The 22,575-nt window shown below is 72.3% G+C and carries 18 protein-coding genes; 2 read left to right on the forward strand and 16 right to left on the reverse strand.

Going from position 1 to position 22,575, the window contains the following annotated elements; genetic code table 11:
• Nucleotides 1-29: 29 nt before the first annotated feature.
• Genes B4N89_RS05395 through B4N89_RS05410 form a run of 5 tightly spaced genes read right to left on the reverse strand, consistent with a single transcriptional unit; the run spans nucleotide 30 to nucleotide 7,072 of the window.
• Nucleotides 30-935, reverse strand: a complete 906-nt coding sequence (locus B4N89_RS05395) for a DUF4231 domain-containing protein (protein WP_143657848.1) — start codon at nucleotides 933-935, stop codon at nucleotides 30-32.
• Complete coding sequence (locus B4N89_RS05400) at nucleotides 932-2,272, reverse strand: toll/interleukin-1 receptor domain-containing protein (protein WP_161500630.1); 1,341 nt, start codon at nucleotides 2,270-2,272, stop codon at nucleotides 932-934. Before B4N89_RS05400 ends, B4N89_RS05395 begins: the two co-directional genes overlap by 4 nt.
• Nucleotides 2,269-5,154: a hypothetical protein gene (locus B4N89_RS49630; RefSeq protein ID WP_161500631.1), complete on the reverse strand. Its 2,886-nt coding sequence runs from the start codon at nucleotides 5,152-5,154 to the stop codon at nucleotides 2,269-2,271. The genes B4N89_RS05400 and B4N89_RS49630 overlap by 4 nt, the downstream gene beginning before the upstream one ends.
• Nucleotides 5,151-6,137: a hypothetical protein gene (locus B4N89_RS05405; RefSeq protein WP_078974715.1), complete on the reverse strand. Its 987-nt coding sequence runs from the start codon at nucleotides 6,135-6,137 to the stop codon at nucleotides 5,151-5,153. Before B4N89_RS05405 ends, B4N89_RS49630 begins: the two co-directional genes overlap by 4 nt.
• Entirely contained in the window at nucleotides 6,134-7,072 is a 939-nt protein-coding gene (locus B4N89_RS05410; RefSeq protein WP_235618479.1) for an AAA family ATPase, read from the reverse strand. The genes B4N89_RS05405 and B4N89_RS05410 overlap by 4 nt, the downstream gene beginning before the upstream one ends.
• 145 nt (nucleotides 7,073-7,217) lie before the next feature.
• Here B4N89_RS05410 and B4N89_RS05415 point away from each other — a divergent pair, with 145 nt between their 5' ends.
• Nucleotides 7,218-7,784 (forward strand): prepilin peptidase, encoded by a 567-nt coding sequence (locus tag B4N89_RS05415; RefSeq protein ID WP_161500632.1) that lies wholly within the window; start codon nucleotides 7,218-7,220, stop codon nucleotides 7,782-7,784.
• 75 nt (nucleotides 7,785-7,859) lie between these two features.
• Here B4N89_RS05415 and B4N89_RS05420 read toward each other — a convergent pair whose 3' ends face one another.
• From B4N89_RS05420 to B4N89_RS05470, 11 genes are all read right to left on the reverse strand, one after another.
• Nucleotides 7,860-12,614, reverse strand: a complete 4,755-nt coding sequence (locus B4N89_RS05420) for a LysM peptidoglycan-binding domain-containing protein (protein WP_143657849.1) — start codon at nucleotides 12,612-12,614, stop codon at nucleotides 7,860-7,862.
• Nucleotides 12,611-13,078 (reverse strand): pilus assembly protein TadG-related protein, encoded by a 468-nt coding sequence (locus B4N89_RS05425; RefSeq protein ID WP_161500633.1) that lies wholly within the window; start codon nucleotides 13,076-13,078, stop codon nucleotides 12,611-12,613. The genes B4N89_RS05420 and B4N89_RS05425 overlap by 4 nt, the downstream gene beginning before the upstream one ends.
• A 5-nt stretch (nucleotides 13,079-13,083) precedes the next feature.
• Entirely contained in the window at nucleotides 13,084-13,533 is a 450-nt protein-coding gene (locus B4N89_RS05430; protein ID WP_078979127.1) for a TadE family protein, read from the reverse strand.
• Nucleotides 13,534-13,538: 5 nt separating this feature from the next.
• Nucleotides 13,539-13,898 (reverse strand): TadE family protein, encoded by a 360-nt coding sequence (locus tag B4N89_RS05435; protein ID WP_161500634.1) that lies wholly within the window; start codon nucleotides 13,896-13,898, stop codon nucleotides 13,539-13,541.
• 100 nt (nucleotides 13,899-13,998) lie between these two features.
• A complete protein-coding gene (locus B4N89_RS05440) occupies nucleotides 13,999-14,295 on the reverse strand; it encodes a hypothetical protein (RefSeq protein ID WP_078974721.1) in 297 nt (98 codons plus the stop codon).
• Nucleotides 14,296-14,339: 44 nt separating this feature from the next.
• The gene (locus B4N89_RS05445; protein WP_235618481.1) at nucleotides 14,340-15,215 is read right to left on the reverse strand and encodes a type II secretion system F family protein; all 876 of its coding nucleotides are present in this window, start codon (nucleotides 15,213-15,215) and stop codon (nucleotides 14,340-14,342) included.
• On the reverse strand, nucleotides 15,212-16,183 hold the full coding sequence (locus B4N89_RS05450; protein ID WP_078974723.1) for a type II secretion system F family protein: 972 nt from the start codon (nucleotides 16,181-16,183) through the stop codon (nucleotides 15,212-15,214). Before B4N89_RS05450 ends, B4N89_RS05445 begins: the two co-directional genes overlap by 4 nt.
• Nucleotides 16,184-16,187: 4 nt before the next feature.
• Nucleotides 16,188-18,095 (reverse strand): CpaF family protein, encoded by a 1,908-nt coding sequence (locus B4N89_RS05455; protein ID WP_078974724.1) that lies wholly within the window; start codon nucleotides 18,093-18,095, stop codon nucleotides 16,188-16,190.
• The gene (locus tag B4N89_RS05460) at nucleotides 18,085-19,065 is read right to left on the reverse strand and encodes a hypothetical protein (RefSeq protein WP_078974725.1); all 981 of its coding nucleotides are present in this window, start codon (nucleotides 19,063-19,065) and stop codon (nucleotides 18,085-18,087) included. The genes B4N89_RS05455 and B4N89_RS05460 overlap by 11 nt, the downstream gene beginning before the upstream one ends.
• Entirely contained in the window at nucleotides 19,062-19,814 is a 753-nt protein-coding gene (locus tag B4N89_RS05465; protein WP_143657850.1) for an SAF domain-containing protein, read from the reverse strand. The genes B4N89_RS05460 and B4N89_RS05465 overlap by 4 nt, the downstream gene beginning before the upstream one ends.
• Nucleotides 19,815-20,333: 519 nt before the next feature.
• Complete coding sequence (locus B4N89_RS05470; RefSeq protein ID WP_078974727.1) at nucleotides 20,334-21,623, reverse strand: cytochrome P450; 1,290 nt, start codon at nucleotides 21,621-21,623, stop codon at nucleotides 20,334-20,336.
• Between the two features lie 369 nt (nucleotides 21,624-21,992).
• Between B4N89_RS05470 and B4N89_RS05475 the strand changes: the two genes are divergently transcribed.
• Complete coding sequence (locus tag B4N89_RS05475; RefSeq protein ID WP_078974728.1) at nucleotides 21,993-22,289, forward strand: hypothetical protein; 297 nt, start codon at nucleotides 21,993-21,995, stop codon at nucleotides 22,287-22,289.
• Nucleotides 22,290-22,575: the final 286 nt, after the last annotated feature.

Consider the following 22,575-nt stretch of genomic DNA (forward strand, 5'->3'; position numbering starts at 1 on the left):
GGGCCGGTTGCCCGCCCCGCCCGCCCGGGTCACTGCGCCGGTCCCGGATCCGCGCTCGCCGCCCGGGCCATCCACCCCTGCGTCTCGATCGAGAAGACGTTCTCGCACCGCTCCACGAACCGGGCCTCCTCGGCCGGATCCAGCGGCATCCGGGCGACACGATCGTCGCGCAACCGCCGCAACTGCTCGGCCGTGCGGGCGAACGAGATCAGATTCTCCTGATACCGCACGCCGTACCCGTACAACATCACCGAGGCCGAAACGGTGGTCACCACGGGCACCCATGCCCCCGCCCCGGCGCCGCCGGCCGTGCCCGCCACCACCGCGAGGGACATGCCGGTGATCGCCAACACGAACTCGGCGAACTGGATCCGAACCAGCCCGCGCCGCATGCGGATCACCTGCGTGGCGTAGTAGCGATCCGCCTGCTGGTCGATCCGCTCCCGCACGTAGCTGTCCACGTCGTGCACGGGCGGCGGCAGCGGATACGCCCCCGGCGCCGACTGCGGGAGCAGCGCGAGGAGTTCGGCGGCCGCGTCCTCGAGGGCGGCGCGCCGCCCGGTCAGCCTCGTCCGGCGCTCGGCCTCGGTGCCGGCGTAGGGTCGGCTTCTCGTCAGATACAGGTAGACCTCGCTTTTGAGCGCCTCGCTGACCGACCTCGTCCGAGTCCACGCCTCGATCCGCTCCGGTGGCAGGCGCAGCGACGTCACCAGCGGCACCAGCCCCACACACAGCGCGCCGACCAGCGACAACACCGTGCCGACGTCGCCGGACGCCTGGGTGCCGGCCGTCACCAGAACCGCGCCCGCCACACCCAGGATCAACCGGACCAGGCGCCAGCGCCGCACCGAGTTCTTGGCCGCCGAGGCGGCGAGAGACCACCGTCGTTGGGCGCGCCAGGTCTGTTCGAGCACCGGATCCGTACCACCGGTCACGCGGGCCTCCAGGGCGGGTTCGGTGCCTCCGCACGTCCGGCCAACTGCATCGCGCGGCCGTGCGTACGCTTCAACTCCCCTTCACCGGACCGGGTCAGCGGTGCCAGTTCGATCGCCTCGACCGCCACACCGGTGCCGGCCCGGTCGGTGACGAACAGCAGCAGCAGGCGAGGGAAACACGCCCGCAACTCGCGTACCAGCGTCACGTCCGGCGGGTGCCGGATGACCACCACGACCGGCCCGGTCTCCAGGCCGTGCGCGTCGAGTACGTCGCGGAAACCCGCCTCGCCAGCCAACTCCGGGTCGTCGTAGCCGTCGTAGCCCAGATACCCGGCCACCGCGTCCCGGATCGCGGCGACCAGGTCCGCCGCCATCCGCGCCCCGGCGGGCACCGCGACCTCCAGGTGCGGCCAGGGACGCGGACGGCCGCTGGCGCGCAGCAGGTAGGCCCGGAGGGTACCGTCCCGGGTCGCCGCCAACACCGCGACCCGCCCGTCGGCACCGGCCCCCAGCTCGCCCAGCTGCGCGGCGGCGATCGCCGGGACCCGGGCGTACACCACACTCAGCTCGGCCACCGTGTACGCGGGATCCGGCCGCAGCACCGGCAGCACCTCGCCCAACGCCCGCACCAGCGGGTCCGGTCGCGGCGGCGGCACCGGGACGCGCTCGGTCAGCAGCGCCTCGCTCAACCGCTCGCGCAGCACCTCGCGATCCAACGAGCCGCACACCTGCAACACGTCCGCCGCGGCCCGCAGTCGGTCCTCGTAGGCACCGTCCAGGGCGGTGGTGACCGCGTATCGGGTGGGCGAGGAACGGTCGAGATGCCACAGCCGGACCTGGTCGAGGTCGGCGCACAACTTGGCGGGCAGGCGGCCCGCGGTGATCTCGTCGTCGGCCCAGTCGCACATGTCCACCTCGCCCAGGTGGATCGCCTTGAGCGCGCTCGTCGGCAGGTCCGCGCGCCGAACGTCCGGCAACTTCAGTGCGATGAACCGGTATCGGGCGTCGACCCGCCGCCGACCGTCCGCGATGCCGGCCTCGTAGCCGACGTTCGCCGACTCCATCGCGTGTTGCGACAGCAGCAGCACGGTCGCCTGACTGCCGTGCAGTTCCAGGGCGATCTCCTGCTGCCACGCGTCGCCGCTGCGCAGGAAATCCTTGTCGTACACGGCCTCGAAGCCCTCGGCCGCCAACCGCGCGACCAGCGCCTCGCGCGCGTCCAGGCAGCGACAGCAGACCGCGTCGGGCTTGGCGCGCGTGCTGTGGCTGACGAAGATCCGGGGCCGCGGCGGCCCCGGAGACGCGCCGTGCGGATCGGGGACACGCCGGATGGTCACGAGCCGCTCGCATACAGCTCGTCGGGGCCGAGCAGGCGGAACCACCGGTATTCGCAAGGGTCCAGAACGAGCATCGCGGGCGATCCCGCACGGATGTCCAGAATTTGCGGCCTCCGCGTGTCCAGGAGCTCCACCAGGGTGCCCTGCGGCGTGCCGGGCGTGGTCAGCGCGACGGCCCGGCGGATGTCGCCGAGGTTGGCCGCGCAGAGCACCACTTCGTCCTCGTGACGGCGCAGGAGCACGACGACGTCCTCGTGCAGGGAGGGCAATCGTGTGGCCGTGCCCCGGGCGAGCGCCGGCTCGTCGCGATGCGCGCGCAACATCGCGGCCAGCCGAGCGTTCGTCGGGCCGGACGGCAGCGTGGCGACGGCGCGAAGTCCGGGACGGGCGAGCAGGATCGACGCGCATGCCCAGGTGAGCGGTGCGGCGTCCTCGGTCAGGACGGACAGGGACACGCTTCGGCCCAGGGCCCCTTCGTAAGGCGCGATGGAGCGCATGCGGACCTCCTCCTCCGAGGGGTCCAGGATCAACGAGGCCTGGGGAACCCGAATCCCCCGGCCGCCCTGCGGGGGTGGACTCCTGGTCATCGCAGGCGGGAATCCGTCGTTCTCGTTCCACCCGGTGGGGCCGTTCGGCAGGTCACAGTCGAGCACCAGGAGCCGCCCCGGGTACTCGTCCACCGAATCGCGGAGGATTCCCAGCAGTTCGTTCCCCTCCGCAACCGGCGGAGCACCCCGCTCCACCACACTCCACCAGTACCGAGACCGCACGATCCGGATACCGAAGGCGCCCGCGGCCAGCAACGCGCGGCAATACCGGAGCACATTCGCCGCGTCGATCTCTCCCCTGACGCGCGCCACATGCTCCGTGGGAACATCCACCAGCACCCGCATGCCGGCGGCGCCGGCCGCGCGCATCCACACCCACACCTCGGCGTCGGGCCTGCCGTCGGCCGCGGCGATCGCCTCGGCCCGGAACGGCAGACACGCACAACCGATCCCGTAGCGACGAAGCCGGGCGAAGTCGGCTGCTCCCGGGCCGAGGGGCATCGTCGCGATGAGGGCGTCCGCCACCCGATCGGTCGACGTCTCGTCCCTGCGCCGCGGGGTGACCAGGACGGATCGACCGTCTTGGGTGCGCAGTTCGACCGGGCCGCCCCGGCCGACGACGGTGAACGTCGAGTAATCCTTCGGCGACACGCGCAACGGGCTGAACGGCAGCGGCACTTCGTCGGGCGGCTGGATCGGCAGGTCCCCCTCCCACCGCAACATCCGTCCGTCGGCGTCCACCGCCAGCGACGTGTGGCCGACGATCGCGAGCGAGGTGAGGTCGGCCCGAAGGGCCTCGCCCTCGACGGTCTGGGCGGGCCCCGAACTCGGCACGCGCACGAGCCGCGGGCCGGTCTGGGCCAGGACCAACGCACCGCCCGGCGCGCCGCCGGCGATCGCGGTGATCGGTCGTGGCTCGAAGCGCGAGTCGAAGCGTGTTCGCGCGCCCGTGGAGAGGTGAACGATCTCCACCTCGCCGCGGGCGGACACGATCAGCACCTCCTCGTGCCCGTGGCCGGCCTGGATCCGGGTGCCGGCCTCGGCAGTCCTGGACAGCTGCATCTCCAGGTCGGAGCGTGCTCCGAACGGGGTCGCCCAGACCCCGCGTTCACTCACGACGATCACGCGAAAGCCCACGATCGCCACCGCCCGGATCTTGCCCGGACGCAGTCGGCGTGCCCTCGAGAGCGACGTCTGCTCCACCACGATCACCTCGTCGCCCACCCTGAGCAGCACGATTCCCGAAGTGCCGTCCAGGTCCGACAACTCGGCGGCTTCCGCCAGCCGCTCGGTCGACCACACCTCGCCACGGAAGGAGCGCAGCAGTTCGGTCCCGCCCTCCGTCGGCCGCACCGCCGCTCGCAGGTCGCCGTCCGCCAGCGCCGCCGTGGCCCCGAACACGGTCCGGGTACGCAGCAACAGCCGCCGCTCGGTCGGAAGCTTGGACCCGGCCCGCCGCGCGGCCAGGTCCGCGAACACCACGATCGGCACGTGCACCGACTCGCCGGCCGCCAGCTCCACCGCGTATCCGCCCGAAGCCGGTTCGCCCGGTGCGGCCAGTTCCACCCGCACCCGTAGCCCACCCGGTACTTCGAGCACCCGATCACCGGGCTCCGGCGGTCGACTCAGCGTGAGCCCGTCCTCGTCGCACCGCACCCCCAACCGCACCCCTCGGCGTACCGTCGCACCGAAACCCGACGGTGTGCCCGTGCGCGTCGGGGGCTCGACACGCAACCGGGCCGCGGCCGAGTCGACCAACGTGCGGGCCGGCGCGCTGGTTTCGAGGACGCCCGGCAGTCGCGGCAGGAAGTGCACGAGCCAGCGGGCCAGATCATCGCCCGTCGTGCCGTCCGGCATGAGCGCGTACCGAAAGGCCGTCAGGTCCGGTTCGATGTCGCGAGGGTGGGCGCCCATCACCTCCGCCACCGCCAATCTGGTGTATCGCCGCACCAGTTCGGGCGCCCGCTCCTGCATGTGCTCCGTGAGCCGAAGCACGCGCGCCCATCGGCGGGCGTCGAGCGCCAGCCGGGTACGCAACACGGCCGCGACGTCCGGTGCCAGGACCAGGGCGTTCGGATCGGCCGACTCGACGAGCGGGGAGAACCACAGGTCCGCCTCCAGGCTCGCCGTGCTGTCGGGGACGAACTCGATCCGGGCACGTCGTACGAACACCGGTGCGGCACAGGGTGCCAGACACAACGCCTGGGCCAGCAGCGGCAACGCCGGTTGGCGCTCGGCCACGGTGCGCAGCAACTCCTCGGCGCCGAAGGGCTCGTCGGCGGCGTCCGCCCAGCCGCCCCGCACCGGATCGGGCCGGTCCCACCCCGCCGTCACCGCCGCACCTCCCCCCGCACCCGCCGGGTCTCCCGTCGGGCCGAGCGGATCGAGGTTCGCCGGTCCAGCGGCACCAGCGACACCCGCTGCCGCAACGACCACGGATGTGCCCGCGCCGGGTACGGCGTCACACAGACCACCGGGCAACCGGCCCGGCGCACCGCGTCGATCCAGTCCCCCCACTCGACGGGGCCCGCCGCCGCGTCCCCGCTGAACGGCAGCCTCCGCAACCCCAGGTCCGAGATCAGCACCACCGGCGTTCCCGCCGCCGGCGGTCGGTAGGCCGCACGTTCACGCCGCCCGACCCACCGCACACCCCGCGCGGGTGTGCCCCAAAAGCGCAGTACCTCGACCCGGTCCCGACCGACCACGCCGGCGGCCAACTCGCGCAACCAGCGCTGATCGGCCCGAAACGGCATCATGGACTCGCCCGTGTCCAAGAGGAGTTGTACGCCCTGGCGGGTGGTCGGCCGGGCCCGCCGGGGGAGTTCGCGCAGGAAGGATCGAGCCGCCACCCGCCGGACGAGGGCCCGCTCGTCCACGGAACGACCGACCACGTCCGTCGAGCCGACCGCGAACATCACACCCGGCGCCCAACGGCCCACCCACGGCGGCTCCGGAGGACCGGGGCGCTCGTCCGTGCCCGCTTCGAGCAGGCGATCCACCTCGCCGGGCAGCGCCTCCCCCGGCGCGGCCGGCTCGATCGCCTCGTTCGACGCGTGGGGGCCGCGCAGCACCAACAAGGAGCAACCGGCGTCGGGCACACCCGGCATCGGGACGATCTCCCCCGGAGCCGGCGGCCCGGCCGGTTCGTCGGCCGACAACGCCTCGTCGAGGCCGTCCGCCGATTCCGGCGCGTCCGCGTCCCCGGCGATGCCGAGCATGCGGGCGATCTCGGCCGCCGTGTCCGCGTCGGTCACGTCGAGCGCGACGATCGCCCGGACCAGGTCGCCCAGATAAATCCGCCCCCGTGCGGTACTCACCCGTGCAGCCTCGCGCTCCCTCGGCCCTTGTCCAGGGCGACCTCCAGGACCAGGTCCCAGGTACGGCTCCCGGGCTCGACGCCGAGTTCGTGGCAGGCCCGCAGGGTGTCCAGGAACTCGGCCGTGCTGGGCCCCGCGGCCCACTCGGACTCGGCGGCGACCTTCAGCAGGTGCTCCGCCACCCGATCCGCCGTCGACTCGTCGTAGTCGGCGCCGAGATGGCCGCGGGCCACGTTCAACAGGTGCTCCTTGTCCGGGGCTTCCAGTGACAGCACGATGCAGCGACGGACGAACGGCGCGGGCAACTCCCGTTCGTTGTTGCTGGTGATCACCACCAGTGGCTCGACACCCGCACGCGCGCTCACCTCCTCGCCGTCCGGTCCGGGGAAGCTCAGCGTGTCCAGCGGTACGAGCAGGCTGTTCGGCAGGTCGGGATCGGCCTTGTCGATCTCGTCGATCAGCACCACGGATCCGGGCGGAGGCCCGCTGTCCCGGCCGGCCCCGGGTGCCGCCGGCTTCCCGTCCCGTGCCGGCGGAGTCCGGTAGGGGTCGAACGCCTTCCACAGCACCCCGGACGCGCAGTAGGCGCCGATCGTGGGCGCGACCTCGCGGGTCTGTGCGTCGTTGAGCCGGCGCATCGCGTCGAAGCGCCAGAGCAGGTCCTCGGGTTCGGTCCGCGCGGTGATCACCTCGGTGTGGCACAGTCGGCCGAGGTGGCGGGCGACGATCGGCGCGAGCGTGGACTTGCCGGACCCGGGCGGGCCGAACACCAGGAGCGGTCGCCGGGTCGCGAGCGCGACGTTCACGGCGAGCACGATCCGCTCGTCGTCGAACACGTATACCCCGTCGTCCGGGACCGCGCCGGCACCCGCGAACTCCGGGCCGGGCGCGGGGGGAAGCTCGCGGGAGGGGTCGAACGCCATGGCTGTGGGCACCTGTCCAGTGTGCCGTCCGGCCCGGCGCCCGGGTGGGGATTCCGGCACAAGCGGGCCCGTCCGGGCCCGATTCGATCCGGGTTCGGTCACCGGTTCGCCTCCGTCCGGTGCCGGGCCGGTCGCCGGTCTGACAGGATCCGATGCCGTGCGGAAATCTCCGATCCACCTCGACGCGGACACCGCGGGTGTGCTGCGGCACGACCGGGTCGCGATCGCGGCCGGGTTCGCCGCCTACGCGGCCGTGCTGGTCTGGCGGGTCGGCGCGCAGGCGGTGTTGCCCGCGCTGCTGGTCTTCGGGGTGCTCGCCGTCGCGCTCGCGGTCTGCGACATCCGCCTTCTGCGGCTGCCCGACGCACTCACCCTGCCCGGATACCCCGTGCTCGCCGCGCTGTTGCTTATCCCCTTCGACGGGGACGCGTACGGGCGCGCGTTGATCGCGATGGCGGCCGCCTACCTGGGGCATCTCGCGCTCGCCCTGGCCGGTGTGGGGGTGGGCCTGGGCGACGCGAAGGCGGCGGGCCTGGTCGGGCTGGTGGTGGGCTGGTCGTCCTGGGCGGCGCTGATCCAGGCACTGGTGCTCGCGTACGTGGCCGTCGGCCTGTTCGCGGTGGTTCTGGCGGTCACCCGGCGCGCCGGGCGCGGCAGCTCGGTGCCGTTCGGGCCGTTCCTCCTGGGCGCGGCGCTGACCGCCGTACTGGTGCACGGCGGGTGATGGATCGTCGCGTGGTGTGTACGCCCTGGACGCGCCGCCGGCCGGGGGGCTCGTGCCCGCCCGGCCGGGTGCGGCTCAGTCGTCCAGCAGGTCGCGCAGCAACTCCACGGTGAGCGGCTCCGGTTCGGCGCCGAGACCGGCCAGCAGACCGTCCAGGCGGTCCACGTAGTAGTCCAACTCCGCGCGGTCGCCCGTTATGTGCGTCGCCCGGAACATGGTCCGGTAGAGCATCTGCGACTCCGGGCACACCACCAGACCGACCGAGCAGGCCCGCTTGGCGGCCTGCGGGTCGTGGTTGTCCAGGTGGTAGTCGGCCAGCCGGGCCGCCACGTCGACGATCTCGGCGATCATCTGCTGGCGGAACGGCTCGGCCCACACGTAGCGGCGCGGGCCCACCCCGTCGAACGGCGCGTCGCGCACTATGTCCAGCGCCCGCGCGTAGTCCATCGCCACCTCGTGGCTCCCGTACAGACCGGGCGCGACCAACTCGCGGAAGCGGAACCAGTCGCAGGCGAAGCCGGGCCCGAACGCGTAGCCCTCCCCGCCGGCCGAGGCGGGCAGGTGGCTCGTGCCGTCCTGGCTCGTACCCACCCAGCGCCGCAGTTGGCTGATCGCCGAGTTGCGCGCGGTCGCGGTGACGCCCAGCGGCCAGACGGCGGCGTCGAGTTCACGCAGCGGGCGACCAGGGTGCAGGGCGATCCACGCGGCGAGTTCGGTCAGTCGGGCGCGGCGGCCGTGCTCGACCTCCTCACCGACACCGATCAGGTCGACCTGACCCAGTATCCGGATCTCCGGGTAGGTCGGCGCGAAGCCCTCGGCGGCCTGGCCGATCGCGGCCGGTGCCTCGGCCGGCAACACGGCCACCGGAGGCGCCACATCCCACGCCGAGCCGACCTCGGGCGCGTCCGCCACGGCCGGATCGGCCTCCGGCGCGACCACCGGGAACATCCCGGAGTCCTCGGCGGTCGGGGCCTCCCGCACCTGCCCGGGGGCGCCCCAGTACTCGGCGGACGGCATCTCGACGCCGCCGACCACGTCGGTCGCGCCGACCGCGCCGGACGCCGCGACCGCAGAGCCGGAGGCCGCCGGGCCCGGCTCATCCGGTGCCGGGGCGATCCGCTCGCGCCCGCGGCCCTGCATCAGGTCGACCTCGTCGTCCGGGCCCAACACGTGGACTCCGGGGGCGGCGAGCACGTCCGCACGCACGCCTCCGTGCCCGTTGGCGGCGTGCGCCGCGTAGGTCTCGTAGGTACCCTCCGGGGCGTCGGCGACGTCCCACGGCGGGGTTTGCTCACCGGTGCTGGTCCGAGCGTCGATCGGCACTGCCGTTCCCTCGTCCGGGGCCTCTGCGGCCGCCACCGGTTCGGCCGACTGCCCGGCGTCCCCGGCGGATGCGTGGGGGTGGTCCTCGGGATCGTCCACCCCTTCGAGTCCTGTGTCGTCGTGCCCGTCGTCCCCGAACGAGAACTCCGCAGGCGGGGTCGCGGGACCCGGTACGGAGACCGCCTCGGGCACGGCGGGCGCGCCGAAGACCGGCTCACCGAGCGTCGAGTCCGCGGGGTCCGGTGTCCCGAACCCCGGCGCCTCCGCCGCACGGGCCACGAACCCGGCCGACTCCGAAGCCGGTTCCTCGTGGCCCGGGGCGACGACGACCGCCTCGTCGGCGGTCGGCTCGGCGTGGGCCGACCCGGCACGGACCGATCCGTCGGCGATCGGCTCCTCGAAGGATGGCGGCACCGAAGCTTCTCCGCCATATGCCGGATGCGGATAAGGCGGTTCCGCATAGGGCGGTTCGGCATATGACTGTTGCGCGTATGCGTCTTCCGCGGCGACCGTGGGTCCCGGTTCCCCGGCCGGCGCCGGCCCCGGGCCGGCCACGGGCAGTTCGTACTCCCGGGTCGCCGCCGAGGGCGGGCCCTCCGAGCCGTTCGCCGACTGGAACAGCTCCGGTTCGGCGGCCCGTTCGGTCTCCGCGGCCCGGTGCGCGGTGCCGCCGGATCCCGGCCCGGGGTCCTCGTGCTGGTCGTCGGGCAGCCACGGCAGCGGCAACGAGCCGGTGTCCTCCGGCGATCCGCCACCGCGCTCGATCCGCTCCGGCGGGGCCAGCGGCATGCCCGCGACGGGGAACACGGCGGCTCCCCACGAGCCGGTGTCGGAAGCCGATCCCGACCCGCCGCGACCGGCGCGGCGCGTGCTCGGCGCGGGCCGCCCGGGTGCGCCGAACACACGCTCGTCGGGCTCGGGGTCGGTGGGGTCCGGCTGGTAGTACCCGGGCGAGACCTCGAACTCGGCCGCCACGTCGGCCACCGTCGCCCCACCGCCCCGGGCCGGTCGCTCCATCCCGCCGACCGCGGACCACGCGGCGGACGACATGCTGCCGCCGCCGGCGCCCACCTGGACCGACTCCGGTTCGCGCTCCGGCCGTTGGCCGGGAATCAAGACCTCGTCGGCGGGCACGCCGTCCAGGTCCTTGGACACGGTGAACATGCTCACCAACGCCTGGTACTGCGGGTCCTCCAGGCGCTGGACGTGTACGTCGGTGTTGATCCGACTGGGCGTCACCACGCCCGGCACGGTGGGCAGTCGGGTCACCCCGAGCCCGCTGAGCCACGGCTCCGAGTGCACCGGCGCGACGATCGCGGCGGCGGCGCGCGGGTAGGTGTTGGTCAGCCGCTGGATGTGCGGGACGTGCGCCTCGGTCAGCGGCTCCAGGGACAAGACGATCTCCGGCGGCCACGTGTCGGGGAGGATTCCCTTGGTCCGGGCCTGGCGAGGCGAGGTCAACTTGGCGTCGTCGAGCAGCCCGACCACCTCGTCCGACCAGGTGGCCAGCCGGCTCAGCGCCTCGTCGAGCGAGTAGGCGTAGCGGAGCTGCTGCCGTCCCTCGCGTTCCACGTCGCGCAGTTCACGACCGAAGCCGACCACCGTCACACACAGGTCGTCGCTCCACACGTTGGAGAGCAGCTCGACGGCGAGCGCGCGCAGCACCGCGAGGTTGTCCTCCCCGGATCCGTCGGTCAGGCCGACCACGCCGAGCGATTCCAGGTCGACCAACAACTGCCGTCCGTCGTCGGTTTCGCCGAGCACCGCGAGGGCCGGATAGGGCGCAGGTACGTTGGCCGCCGCGCTGGTGTGCAGCAGCTCGGCGTCGGCCGGGCAGGTCCAGTGCATGTGGTCGCCGTGTACCGCCTCGAACGGGTACAGCGGCGGCGATGGAGCGGCCAGGTGCAGTTCGAGTTGTTGATCGGTGAGTTGTACCGAGTCGATCAGGGGAAGCGTGCGGCCGGTGTCGGACATCCGGGCACACAGCGTGCGCAGCGTGCGGTCGAACAGGTCGAGCGCGTCCGGCGTTTCGGCCGCGCGCAGCTGCTGCTCCAGGTCGGCCGCCGCCGGCGCGGGCATCGCGATCCGGCGTCCGTCCCGACGCACCGACTGCTGGAGTCGGCGGCGTACCAGCAGGGCTCCGAGTACCGCCGCGGCGCCGACCGCGCCCAGGGCGAGTGCGCCCACCGGTACCGAACTCTCGTCCCCACCCGGGCTCGGCGCCTCGGCGCGGCTGCCGGTGGGATTGGTGTTGTCCGTCTTCTTCGGCGTCTCGGTCGACACCGCGCCGGGCGCGCCCGCACCGTCGGGGGCGTTCGGGACCACGATCGGGTCCTGCTTGGCGATCTGCGGCGGGGTCTCGACGAACGGCTTCTGCGGCTCGGCGGGTGGTTGTTGGACCGGGGGCTGCTGTTGCTGGGGCGACTGCTGCGAAGGCTGTTGCTGCTGGGGTGGTTGCTGTTGCGGCGGCTGCTGTTGCTGCGGTGCCGGGTCCGCGCCGCCTCCGCCCGGGATGGACAACGTCCAGCCGGGCTGGATCGAGTTCGGATCGGTCAGTGCCGCGCCACCCGACTGCGGCTGGTCCTTGTTGGCGGCGAAGATCTCGGGGTAGCGGTCGCCGTCGCCCAAAAGTTCCTCGGCGATGTCCGACAACGTGTCGCCCGGCTTGACGGTGACCGTCTTCGGCAGCGCCTTGTGCTCCTCCCCCGGCACCTCCGGCGCGTGCGCGGCCTTGACCTCGGCGGGCGGCCCGGCGTTGGCGGGCAGTGCGAGCACCCAGCCCTCCTCGACGTAGTCCGCCGAGTCGAACCGCTGCCCGTTCGCCATCGTCTTGCCGTCGTTGAGCCTGGCGATCTCGTTCCAGCGTTTGCCGTCACCCAGCCGTTCCTCGGCGATCGTCCACAACGAGTCGCCGCGTTGCACGGTATGCGTGGGCCCGGCGGTCGGCCCGGGGTCCTGTACCCGGACCGGGATTTCCTGCTCCACGGCTCGACTCGGCGCACTCGACACGTGTTCCGGCAGTTGCGGTGCGGCATGCGCCTCGCCGGCGGCCAGCGCGGTACCGGTGGGGAGCATCAGCATGATGCCGCCGATCAGCGCGCCCGCCGCCTTCTGGCTCCAGCCCAGGCCGCGGATGCGCGGCGCGGACAACCCGCGTAGCTGGGCCGGGATTTCCACGATCACCGAGACGGCGAAGCACAGCCAGGCGCCCCAGAAGACGAGGGCGAGTGCCGCGAGGAAGCCGCGTCCGTCGTCGGGTTGGGTGAGGATCTTGCCGATCTCGTCGAGCGCGGGCAGCCGGTGCGGCAACACGTCGGTGGTGGCCACGACGAGGGAGGCGGGCAGTCCGACGAGCAGCGCGAGCAGCACCACGAGGCTGAGCAGGCCCCGGATCAGGTCGACGAGGAATCTTCCGGGTCCGCGACGCCTGCCCCGGTCGGCACGATTTCGTGCGTGTGCCCCGGTGCCCGGACCGGCGCCGGGACGAGGGCCTTGGGTAACGGTCACGGTGCGTCCTCCGGGGTTCGGATCCCATGGACGAGCCCGGCACGGGCATGGCCTTTGACGGTGACGGTGGAGACGCCGAAGAAGGCGGCCACCTTGGTCTTGTATTCGAGGGTCACGTAGACGTCGATCTGGCGGCCGTCCTTGGTGACCACGGCATCCCGCCACTTCACCATGGTGTGAGTGTCGAGATAGTTCTTCGCGGCGGTCTTCGCGTTCTCTTCCGTGACCACGATCGCCGTCCCCGGGATGGCCTTGGTCGGATCGATCGCCTGTCCGGCCGCCCGGGCCGCCTCCTGGGCGAACGCGTCGGCCTTGGAGTCGGCGCGCAACTTGCCGCCTCCGTCGATGACCAGGCCGACGAGCAGGATGATCACCGCCATCATGATCGCGAGCATGATGGCGAGGCTGCCGCGATCACCGGGGTCGGGATCGACGTCGGCGCCGCGGACACGCGTGCGCGCCATGGATGTCATCCGTTCCTCCCCCGGTAGGTGTCCAGCACCGAGGTGAAGGTGCCGTGCAGGGTCTTCGAACCCGGGATGCCGGGGAAGGCCACATCGGACAACGACACGGTGCATGTGACCGAGACGGTGACGATGCCGGGCGTTCCGGGAGCGGTGTGGAAGCCCGGCAGCTCGACCTCGGTGTGCGGCGTGCAGTGAAGCCCGTCCTGGGCAAGAGAACTCGCCACGGCCGCCCGGGCATTCCGGTCCGCGTTCCCGGGGTCCCGGGCAATCGACGCCTCCCGGGCTCCCGCCTTCGCCGCCGCGTCCACACCGTTGCCGGCCACCGAGGTTCGGCCGAACGCGATGATCAGACACAGGAACGCGATCAACACGGGCGTGAGTATCGCTGCCTCCAGAGCGAACGACCCCTCGTCCGCCCCCAGGCTCCCCCTGTGCACCCTCGCCCCCCACATGTCAGTCAGCCCGAACTCGTCCACTGCTCGACGACGCCGTCCGCGTGCTGGGTGATGGTCAGACTCCCGATCCCGGGCACTATCGACAACGACGTACCCCGAACGGTCACCCGGATCCGCCCCTCGGTCCGTCGATCCGGAATCACCTTCGGATCCTTGAGCATTCCCCCACCGAGGTCCTTGACCACATTCCGGCCGCGCTCTTCCGCCTTCCCGAAGTCCCCCTTTGTCGAGCGCCCCACCTCGACGCCCTCCTGAGCCGCCTGCAACGCCACTTCCCGGGCGTACCACCACAGGCAGACCTGGATCACCGACAAGAGCACGAGAATGAACACGGGGAAGATGATCGCCATCGAAATGGACATGCTGCCGCGATCCGACCCGCCTGCCTGGCGCAGGCGGCGTCGGATCGCGGCGATGGGTCGGCTTCGTCGCATGTCGGTCATCGAGACGTCGTCCGCGTTATCAGCCCGGGTCCGGCTTCTCGTACTTGTCGTCGGACGTCTTCAGGTCGTCGCGATACTTCTTGTACATCGTGATGATCACCGCGGCGATGCTGACGGCGGCGACGATCAGCACCGCGACGATGATCGCCGTCTCGATGCTCACCGCGCCGTGGTCGCGCTCCTTGCGCAGTCGCCGATAGCGGTCCACCAGACCACCGGTGACCACCAACACGAAGGCGACCGGAGCCGGGGCGACTCTGTGCACGGCGGTCTCGACACGATCGAGCACCGCGGGGGACGAGGAACCGGTTGACATTGCCTGTACTCCTTCCGGAGATGGGCTCGGAATCCGAAGGTCGTTCATACCGAGAACATCCGGGATATTGCCGGGAATCCCAGGAGGATTCCCATGATCACCACGAGCATCGTCCCCGGAACGGTGAGCCGTTCCGAGTCCGCGTTCGCCTTTTCGTGTTCGTTCGCGAGCAGTTCGACGCGCAGGGACTGGGACCGGGCGCGCAACGTGCCGTACACGGCGGCGCCTTCGGTCCCGGCCATCTCGATGATGTCGGCCACGTCGGCCAGTTCGGGCAGGTCCAGGTCCTTGGCCAGGTCGCGCAGTCCGTCCCAGGGGTCGGCGCTGCCCACGCGGGCCCGTGCCAACGCGTCCTGGATCCGGGCGAAGGCCCAGCCGTCCCCCACGGCCGCGGCCCGTTCCAACGCCTCCGCCGGGCCCGCGTCGCCCGCCCTGCCCAGCGCCACCAGGTCCAGGTAGGCGGCGGCCGCGTGCTGGAACTCGATCCGGGCGGACTTGGCCTGGTCGCGCAGCGCGAAGTCGGGGATGAACCACATCCCCGCGGCCACCGCCAGGGACAGGAACAGCGGTACGTAGAAAGCGATCCCGATCCCCGCCGCGGTCAGCACCGCCGAGAGCATCGCGGGCAGCAGCAACCCGAGCAGGGCCAACAGCGCCTTGGTGCGCACGAACTGCGCGACGGTCTCGCCGACCAGGTCGAGTTCGCGGTGCGGCACCCGGAAGCCGGGGATGTGCCGGACCATGGCGACCAGTCGGTCGTCGTACTTGCTGCCGGTCTGCTCCGTACGCCGCTTTGGCATCCCGGACAGGCGGTGCAGCGCATTGCCCAGGTCCGGCGGCGCGGGCCACAACTCGCGGACCAGCACGGCCACTCCGGCGCCGAGCACACACCCGCTGACGATCACCTCGGGTGGGATCACGACCACTCACCCCGCAATACGGGTGCGGTGTGCACACCCTGCTCCTGTTGCACGTCCACCGCCCTGGCCGCCTTGACCACGCTGCGCGGATCCGCCACCAGGAAGCGGGGCTTGACCCGGTCGGCGGCCAGCGAACGCATCCAGACCAGGGTGCCGACGTAGGCGATCGCCATCAGCAGCAGGACCATCTGGCCGAGTGCGGTGCCGTACGGCGCGGCATAGTCGCGGTTGATCACCACGACCAGGGAGGTGACCCCCAGGGTGATGTAGGTGATCCAGCGCACGGCCATCCGGGCGCCGGCCCGGTCCGCCTCGATCGCCCGGCGCTGGCGCACCTCTTCGCGCACGGTCGTCGCGAGGTCCTTGAGCGCCATCGCAAGGCCGGGCCCGCGGTCCGAGGAGCGCAGGATCAGCGCCGCCGCGATCTTGTCCGCCGTGGCGTCGCCCAGATCGGCGGCGAACGCCCGCAGCGCCTCCTCGGGGCGCCACCGGGACTGCAATCGGCTGACCAGGTCGCCGACCTCCTCGACGATCGGCTCCGGGCAGGTGGCCCGCGAGGTGAGGATCGCGTTCTCGAGGCCGGCGCCCAGTTCGATCAGGTCGGCGATCCGTCGGGTCCACTCGGCGAGCGCGTCCAGGCGCTTGATCACACTGTGGTCGCTCTTGGTGGGCGCGAGCAGCCAGGGCAGCCCGGAGAACGCGGCGATCACCAGGAGCCCGGCGCCCAGGAATCCGGTGAACAGCCAGACCAGCGCGGCGACCACGACTCCGACCGACAGGCGGACCCGGCGGGCGGTGCGTTGCCGCGCCGTCACCGGTCCGGACCGCATCCGGCGGATCGCCGTCTCCATGCGGCCCGGCGGCTTGGGGGTCGGGTCGTCGTAGGTGCCGACGAGCCCGACGATCAGCCCGATCACCCCGCCGACCAGCAGGCATCCGCACACCGCGACCAACAGCGCGTCACCCATACGATCACCCGCCCTGGTGCAGCTTGAGCCGCAACGGGCGCCAGCCGTGCGGTTCGTCCAGCAGATGCGGACTGAACCCGGCCCGGATCAGATCCGGCATGTCCGAGGGGTACATCCGGGCCGTGGCGCGCGGATCGTCGGCGGTCGGCGCGAAGATCGTGTTCACGGCCGGGCGGCGGTGTTCGCCCATCCCGGTCACCTCCAGGACGTGCGAGACGAAGCGATGCCGTTTGCCGCCGATGGCCGTCTCGTCGATCATCCGCACGAAGACGACGTAGTCGACGGCGTTGGAGGCCAGCCGGTAGGCCAGTTCGGGACTCATGTGCGCGCCGTACTCCAGGCAGAGTTCGGCGATCCGGTCGAAGATCATGTCCGGCTCGCGCACGTGCAGCGTGCACATCGAGCCGCCCTCGCCGTTGGTCATCACGCGCAACATCGGCACGATCTCGCTGGAGCGCACCTCGCCGACGATCATCCGCGACAACGACATGCGCAGCGCGGAGGGGATCAGTTCGCCGATGGTCAACTCGCCCGCCGACTTGCCGTCGATGCCGCGTTCGCCGTTGCCCTCGCGGGCCTCGATCGCCACGACTTGGCGCAGGTGGCCCAACTCGTGCAGGAACAGTTCCAGTTCGGTTTCGAAGGTGCCGATCCGCTCGTCCCGGGGGATCTCGTGGGACAACGCGCGCAGCAGCGAGGTCTTGCCGACGCCCTGGGTGCCGCAGATGATCAGGTTCTTCTTCGCCCGGACCAGCGAGCCGAGGAAGGCGGCCAGTGTGCGGTCCAGCGTGCCCAGTCCGATCAGTTCGGCGAGGCGCACGTCGCGCACCCGGTGCCGGCGGATGGTCACGTAGGTGTGCGGGGTGACCTCGGTGATCGCCTGGAGCCGGGAGCCGTCCGGCAGTCGCAGGGCCAGAGTGGGTTGCGCGGTGGACAGGGTGCGCTCGCCGCTGCCGTGCCGCCGGGCCAGGTCGCGCAACAACTCGCGCAGCTCGTCGTCGGAGGCGGTCAGCGGGGGCACCTGGACGCGGGGGCGGTCCGCGTAGTCGACCCAGACCGTGTCGTAGCCGTTGACGAGGATGTTCTCCACGGCCGGGTCGGTCAGGTACGGCTCCAGCGGCCCGGCTCGGAACAGCCAGTCCCACACCGCGCGCGCCATCGCCCGGTCCTCGGCGGGCGTGGTGGAGATGCCGCGCTCGCGGGCGGTGATGTCCGCCCACTCGGCGACCACCTGGGCGACGATCGCCCGACCGCGCTGTTCCCGGTCGCCGGTGGTCATGCCGGGCGCCGACTTGTCGAACTCGTGCAGCTGTTCGGCCGCCCGGTCCTTCAGGATCCGCACCACGGCCGGATCCACGACCGGTTCCCCGGACGGGTTGCGGGGCGGACTGGGCGCGGTGGTGAGCGGGGCGTGCGGGCCGGTGCCGGTGGGGGCGGGCGCCGCGGACGGGCGGCGGCTGACCGTGCCGACGCCGTTGGCGCTCACGCTCGCGGTCGGCGGCACGGTGAACATGCCGTCGCGCGAACCGGCGGGGCGGGCGGCGCCGTTGACGTGCCCGTTCGCGCCGGGCACGACGTGCGGTGGGGTCGGCACGGCGTTCGGCGCGGACATCGTGCTCGGCGGAACGGGCGTGCCGTTGGCGGGGGTCGGCGGCGGGACGTGGCCCACGGCGGGCGTCAGCGAGCCCGCGCCGGCCGACCAGGTGTGCTCCGGGCCGGTCGCGGGATCGGCGCCGGCCCGTTGGAAGCCCTCCGGCCAGGTGCGCAGCGGGGGCGGCGCGTAGAACACGTCCTCCGCTTCGGGACGCCCCGGGACGACGTGTATCTGCGGATGGCCGCCGGTCTCGGCGGGGGGCGCGGGTTCCGGTTTGTTGTGCGGATCCGGGTGCAGAGGACGGGCGTTATCGAACATGGCCGGCCTCCTCGCCGGCCGGGCGGTGCGCCGGTTCGGCCTCGGCGGGTGACTCGGAGTGGGGTTCGGGACGCGGCTCGGTCTCGGAGCGGCGGATGTACGCCGCCGCCTGGGCCCAGCCGTCGCTCGGCGCCGGCGCCTCGGGACCGGCCGGCAACTGCCCGCCGGACGTGGGGCGCGGCGCCAGTCGCATGCGCCGCTGTGCGGCCAGGTTGATCGCCGCGTCCGCGGTGGTCCGCGCGGCCCGCATGTACCTCGAACGCAGGAAGCGTTTTCCGGTGTCGCCCTCGCCGTCGGACAACACCCGCGCGCGTTCCGGGTCGAACGGCACCAGGCCGAGCACGGGCGCCTCGAGGTGTTTGCCGATCTCCTGGCGGGAGTAGCGCCCCTGTTCGATCACCACGAGGGCGATCGAGTCGGATCCCGTCCCGTGCGTGTCGAGGTCGTTGCGCAGCGCGGCCAGCCGGGGCTGGGCCTGGGCCAGCGAGGGCAACGTGCCGCGCACGACCGGGAGTACCAGGTCGGCGCGGCGCGCGACGATCGCCGAGGCGCCCGTGGTGCCGCGCCGGCCGAGGTCGACGATCACGTCGTGCGGGATCTGCTGATTGCCCAGTCCGGCGGCGAGTTGCGAGATCGGATCCCAGGTGTAGGCCAGTCCCGAGGCCTGGGTGGGGTCGACCAGGCCCGGCAACAGCAGGCGTTCGCGGCGGCCGTCGGACAGGTCGACGAGTTGCCGGAAGAAGGCGTCGACCAGATTGCCCTGACGGTGTGCCACGCCCAGCTGGTGCAGGCCGTATTCGGCCGAGACCCGACCCTGGAGCGCGCCCGCGAGGATCGAACCCCCGTCCGGATCGGCCTCGATCAGGATCACCCGGCGTCCGGCGGGCAGCGGCCAGGTGAGCAGGAGGGCCAGCGCGGTCGAGGTGGCGCCGGGCGCGCCCGTGCCGCCGGTGACCGCGACGACGGTCATGGGGTGCCTCCGGCCTTGCCCGGCGCGGGGTTGGGCGCCGCGTCCGCGTTTCCGGTGTTGAGCACCACGATGGAGAACCGGCCGTCGACCACCTGCAGGGCGAGCGTGGGGCCGTCCTTGGCGGGCACGGCCACGTCCAGGACGGCCTTGCCGGAACCGGAGTTCGGGTCGGCGGCACTGGCTCGGATCACGGTGGCCGCGATGGTGACGGGCTGCGCCGGCACCGCGTTGGCCCCGGCGGGCGCGGCGACCGCCGTCACGACCAGGATCCGGGTGCCCGGGGTGACCCGCTGTACCGGCATCCTGGTGGCGTCCACGGCGATCGGGACCAGCGTCTCGCCGGGTTGGATCGCGATCTTCTCGGTGACCTGATCCGAGGTCAGCAGGGAGCCCGCGCGCAGCTCGACGGCGGCGCGTTTGCCCACGATGACGCCCTTGGAGCCGGACCCGATCGGGCGCAGACCGGGCGCGTCGTTGATCTCCACGACCCGCAAGTCCTCGGCGGTGATCGTCTGACCGTAGGGCACCGTGCGGGCCACGGCGAGCACCGGCACCCGTTTGTCGCCCATCTGATAGAACGCCGCCGAGCCCAGTCCGCCCGCCGCGATCAGCGCGACCGAGAGCGCGATGAGCGCGGGCCGCCGGCGTCTGGCGCCGAGGCTGCGCGTGGGCGTGACCGGCATCGCGCCGGCGGTCGCTCCCGGTGTCGCGACGCCGTTGCCCGATGGCCGTTCCGTAGCTGCCTTCACCACCGGCTCCGCCCCCTTGCTCTGCCGGGTCCACCCAGGTTCCGTGCGGACCGTGATCCACTTCGGAGCTACCGCTCGTATCTTCCACCACACACACTGTCAGGTGAATGGTGAACGGCTCGAAAACCGCCGCCGAAGTTGATCATTCGATGCATTCCGCGACGTCGACGCACCCCGTCAACCAGCACGATCGCGGACGCCATGTGACGAACCCGACCCCACCCAAGATCACGGGCAAGCATCTCGTTCCGGACACCGAACGGGCCCCACGATGGTCCCGAAACGAGCCCCGCCGCAAGCACTTTCGGGCAATTGTTGGCCGGCCGGGTTCGGACCGCACCGCGCGCGCCCGAACGTGATATCGCGCGGCCGAGCCGACGCCGCGCACGGTACTCGATCCGATGTACGAAGAACTCCCGGGTTCCACGCGCCAATCCGGCAAAACGGCGGATGTGTCGTCATGTCGACGCGGCGACGATCGGGCGTCGTGACGGCGACGCCCGGAGCAGTCACAGGAGTTCAGTCCCGTCGGCGGATCGCCCGCACCGGCAGGTGTCCGGGGCGCGGGAGCGCGCTCGTCCTCGGCCGGGACGGCTTGCCGGGCACCGGCTCCAGATGCCACCGCGCGCACACCGTCGCCACGGTGGTCACGATCTGGGCCAGGAACAGGTGTTCGCCGACACACCGGTGCACGCCCGCGCCGAAGGGCATGTACACGCCGCGCGCACGCCCCCGGAAACCGGGCTCCGCCCAGCGGTCCGGATCGAAGCGCTCGGGCTCGGGGAACAGCTCCGGATCCCGGTGCAGCGCGTGATGGCTGTACAACACGTCGCCGTCGGCCGGGATGTGATGCCCCATCACGTCGACGTCGCGATTGGCCCGGCGCACCACCAGCCAGGGCGCGTACAACCGAAGCGTCTCGTCGACAACACTCCTTGTATATACGAGGGCGCCCAGGTTCTCCGCGATCGGCGGCCCGCCGGCCAGTACCTCGTGCAACTCGGCGTGCAGCCGCTTGCGGACGTCCTCGTCGCGGCCGATCTCGTGAAAGACCCACGAGAGGGTGGCGTTGGTGTTGTCGTTGCCGGCGATCAGCATGGACACCACCTCGTCGCGCACCGCCTCGGGCGACATGCCCATCCCGACGAACTCGCCGAGCAGCCCCTGCCCCGAACCCGCGTCCACCGCCGCGGCGATCGCGTCGCGCAACCGGCCCCCGGTCTCGGCGAAGCGCCGGTTGCCGGGAGTGGGCAACCGCCGCGCCCACTCGGGCAGCACCGTGCGGGTGAACACCTCCTGGATGAACACCGGCAACGAGCGCCGCACTTCGGCGACGGCGGCGTCCGCGGTCGGGTCCTCACCGAAGATCAGCCGACCGAGCGTGGTCAGGCCGAGTTCGCTCATCTCCCGATCGAGCGCGAGCGTGGACCCGGGCAACCACTGCGCGCTCGCGTCCTCGGCCCGACGCCGGATCACATCCACGTACGCGCCGATCCGGGACCGCTGGAACGCGGGCTGCAGGGTACGCCGTCGGGCCCGATGCAGCGGCCCGTCGGAGGCGGCCAGCCCGTCGCCGATGTGCAACCGGGCCTGCTTGAAGAAGCCGTCGCGCTCGACGGTGTCCGCGTGTTCGACGAGCACGCAGCGCACGAGCGCGGGATCGTTGAGGACGTACAACTCCTTCGGCCCGACCCGGATCCGCACGATCGGCCCGTGCGCCCGCAACGAGGACACGAAGTCCCACCGCCCGCGCAACAACGCCGGGGTATGACCGAGCAACGGCACTGCGCCCGGGGCGATCGGAACCACGCGGCAACTCCTCGACGGGGATGGGGACGAGACGACGCGATCCCCGAAGCGGCCGGGGCCCGCGGCCGGCGTCCGCGCCGTGCGCCGGTGCGGGAGGGGTCCCGGGCCGGTGCGCCGACGTGATCTACGGCGGGCTCGAGCGTATTGGACACGGTGAGCGGGGCGGTGGGGGCCTGGACCGGCCGGGGCCGGGGCTGGTTCGGGGGCGGGTGCCCGCGGGTCGGGCCGGGTGTGCCGGGGGCATAACGGCTGGCGTGGTCACGGCCGGCCGTGCGCCCTGTACGCCACTTGCCGCCCCCGTCTCACGGCCTCGCGTCCGGCTCGCGCCCCGTGCGCGGGAGCACTCCCGTTTCGGGCCCCCTTCGGCCCGTGACCGGCTTCGGGTCCACGCGTGCGTTCCGCTCCAGGTCCGACTTCCTGGCCACGAACGGCTTCCCCGGCGTGACCACCGTGGGCCGACCCGTCGCCGCGCGCGGCCGGTGCGTCGCGGTCGGGTCCGCGGTCGGTTCGACCACCGAGGTCACCGAGGCGGGTACCGACTTCGGCTCCCCGGCGCCCGAGGCGGAGGCGACGCCCACCCAGGCCCCCACCGCGATCCCGACGGTGGCGAACACGGCGGCGACCGGCCCCACCAGACTCATCGCCTGCCCGCGCGGCCGGCTTTGACGATTCGTCATGTGCGTACCCCTTCACTGGCCCCGATCCGACCCGAACCCTCCACAAGACACATACGCCCGCCGGCCGGGCCGCGTTGCACCGCCGACCCACGCCGCGCACGTGCGCAACATCTCCGAACCGCCGTGCAACCCGGGGCCGGCGGCGCGCGTATCCCCTGTGACAGCACCCTCGAAATGCAGGCGGACAGACGCCCCGGCAAGGGCCGGGCGCTCTCGAACCATGCCCGCGGGGGATCCGGTGAGGAGGAGATCACGGTGCGCGATTCCCGCGACCA

Source organism: Embleya scabrispora (genome assembly GCF_002024165.1).
GTDB lineage: Bacteria > Actinomycetota > Actinomycetes > Streptomycetales > Streptomycetaceae > Embleya > Embleya scabrispora_A.

Bases quoted from the DNA above. Each gene is read 5' to 3' on its own strand.
- B4N89_RS05460 (WP_078974725.1), bottom strand. From the start codon at position 19,065: ATGACCGTCGTCGCGGTCACCGGCGGCACGGGCGCGCCCGGCGCCACC.
- B4N89_RS05435 (WP_161500634.1), bottom strand. From the start codon at position 13,898: ATGTCCATTTCGATGGCGATCATCTTCCCCGTGTTCATTCTCGTGCTC.
- B4N89_RS05430 (WP_078979127.1), bottom strand. From the start codon at position 13,533: ATGTGGGGGGCGAGGGTGCACAGGGGGAGCCTGGGGGCGGACGAGGGG.
- B4N89_RS05425 (WP_161500633.1), bottom strand. From the start codon at position 13,078: ATGGCGCGCACGCGTGTCCGCGGCGCCGACGTCGATCCCGACCCCGGT.
- B4N89_RS05440 (WP_078974721.1), bottom strand. From the start codon at position 14,295: ATGTCAACCGGTTCCTCGTCCCCCGCGGTGCTCGATCGTGTCGAGACC.
- B4N89_RS05450 (WP_078974723.1), bottom strand. From the start codon at position 16,183: ATGGGTGACGCGCTGTTGGTCGCGGTGTGCGGATGCCTGCTGGTCGGC.
- B4N89_RS05455 (WP_078974724.1), bottom strand. From the start codon at position 18,095: ATGTTCGATAACGCCCGTCCTCTGCACCCGGATCCGCACAACAAACCG.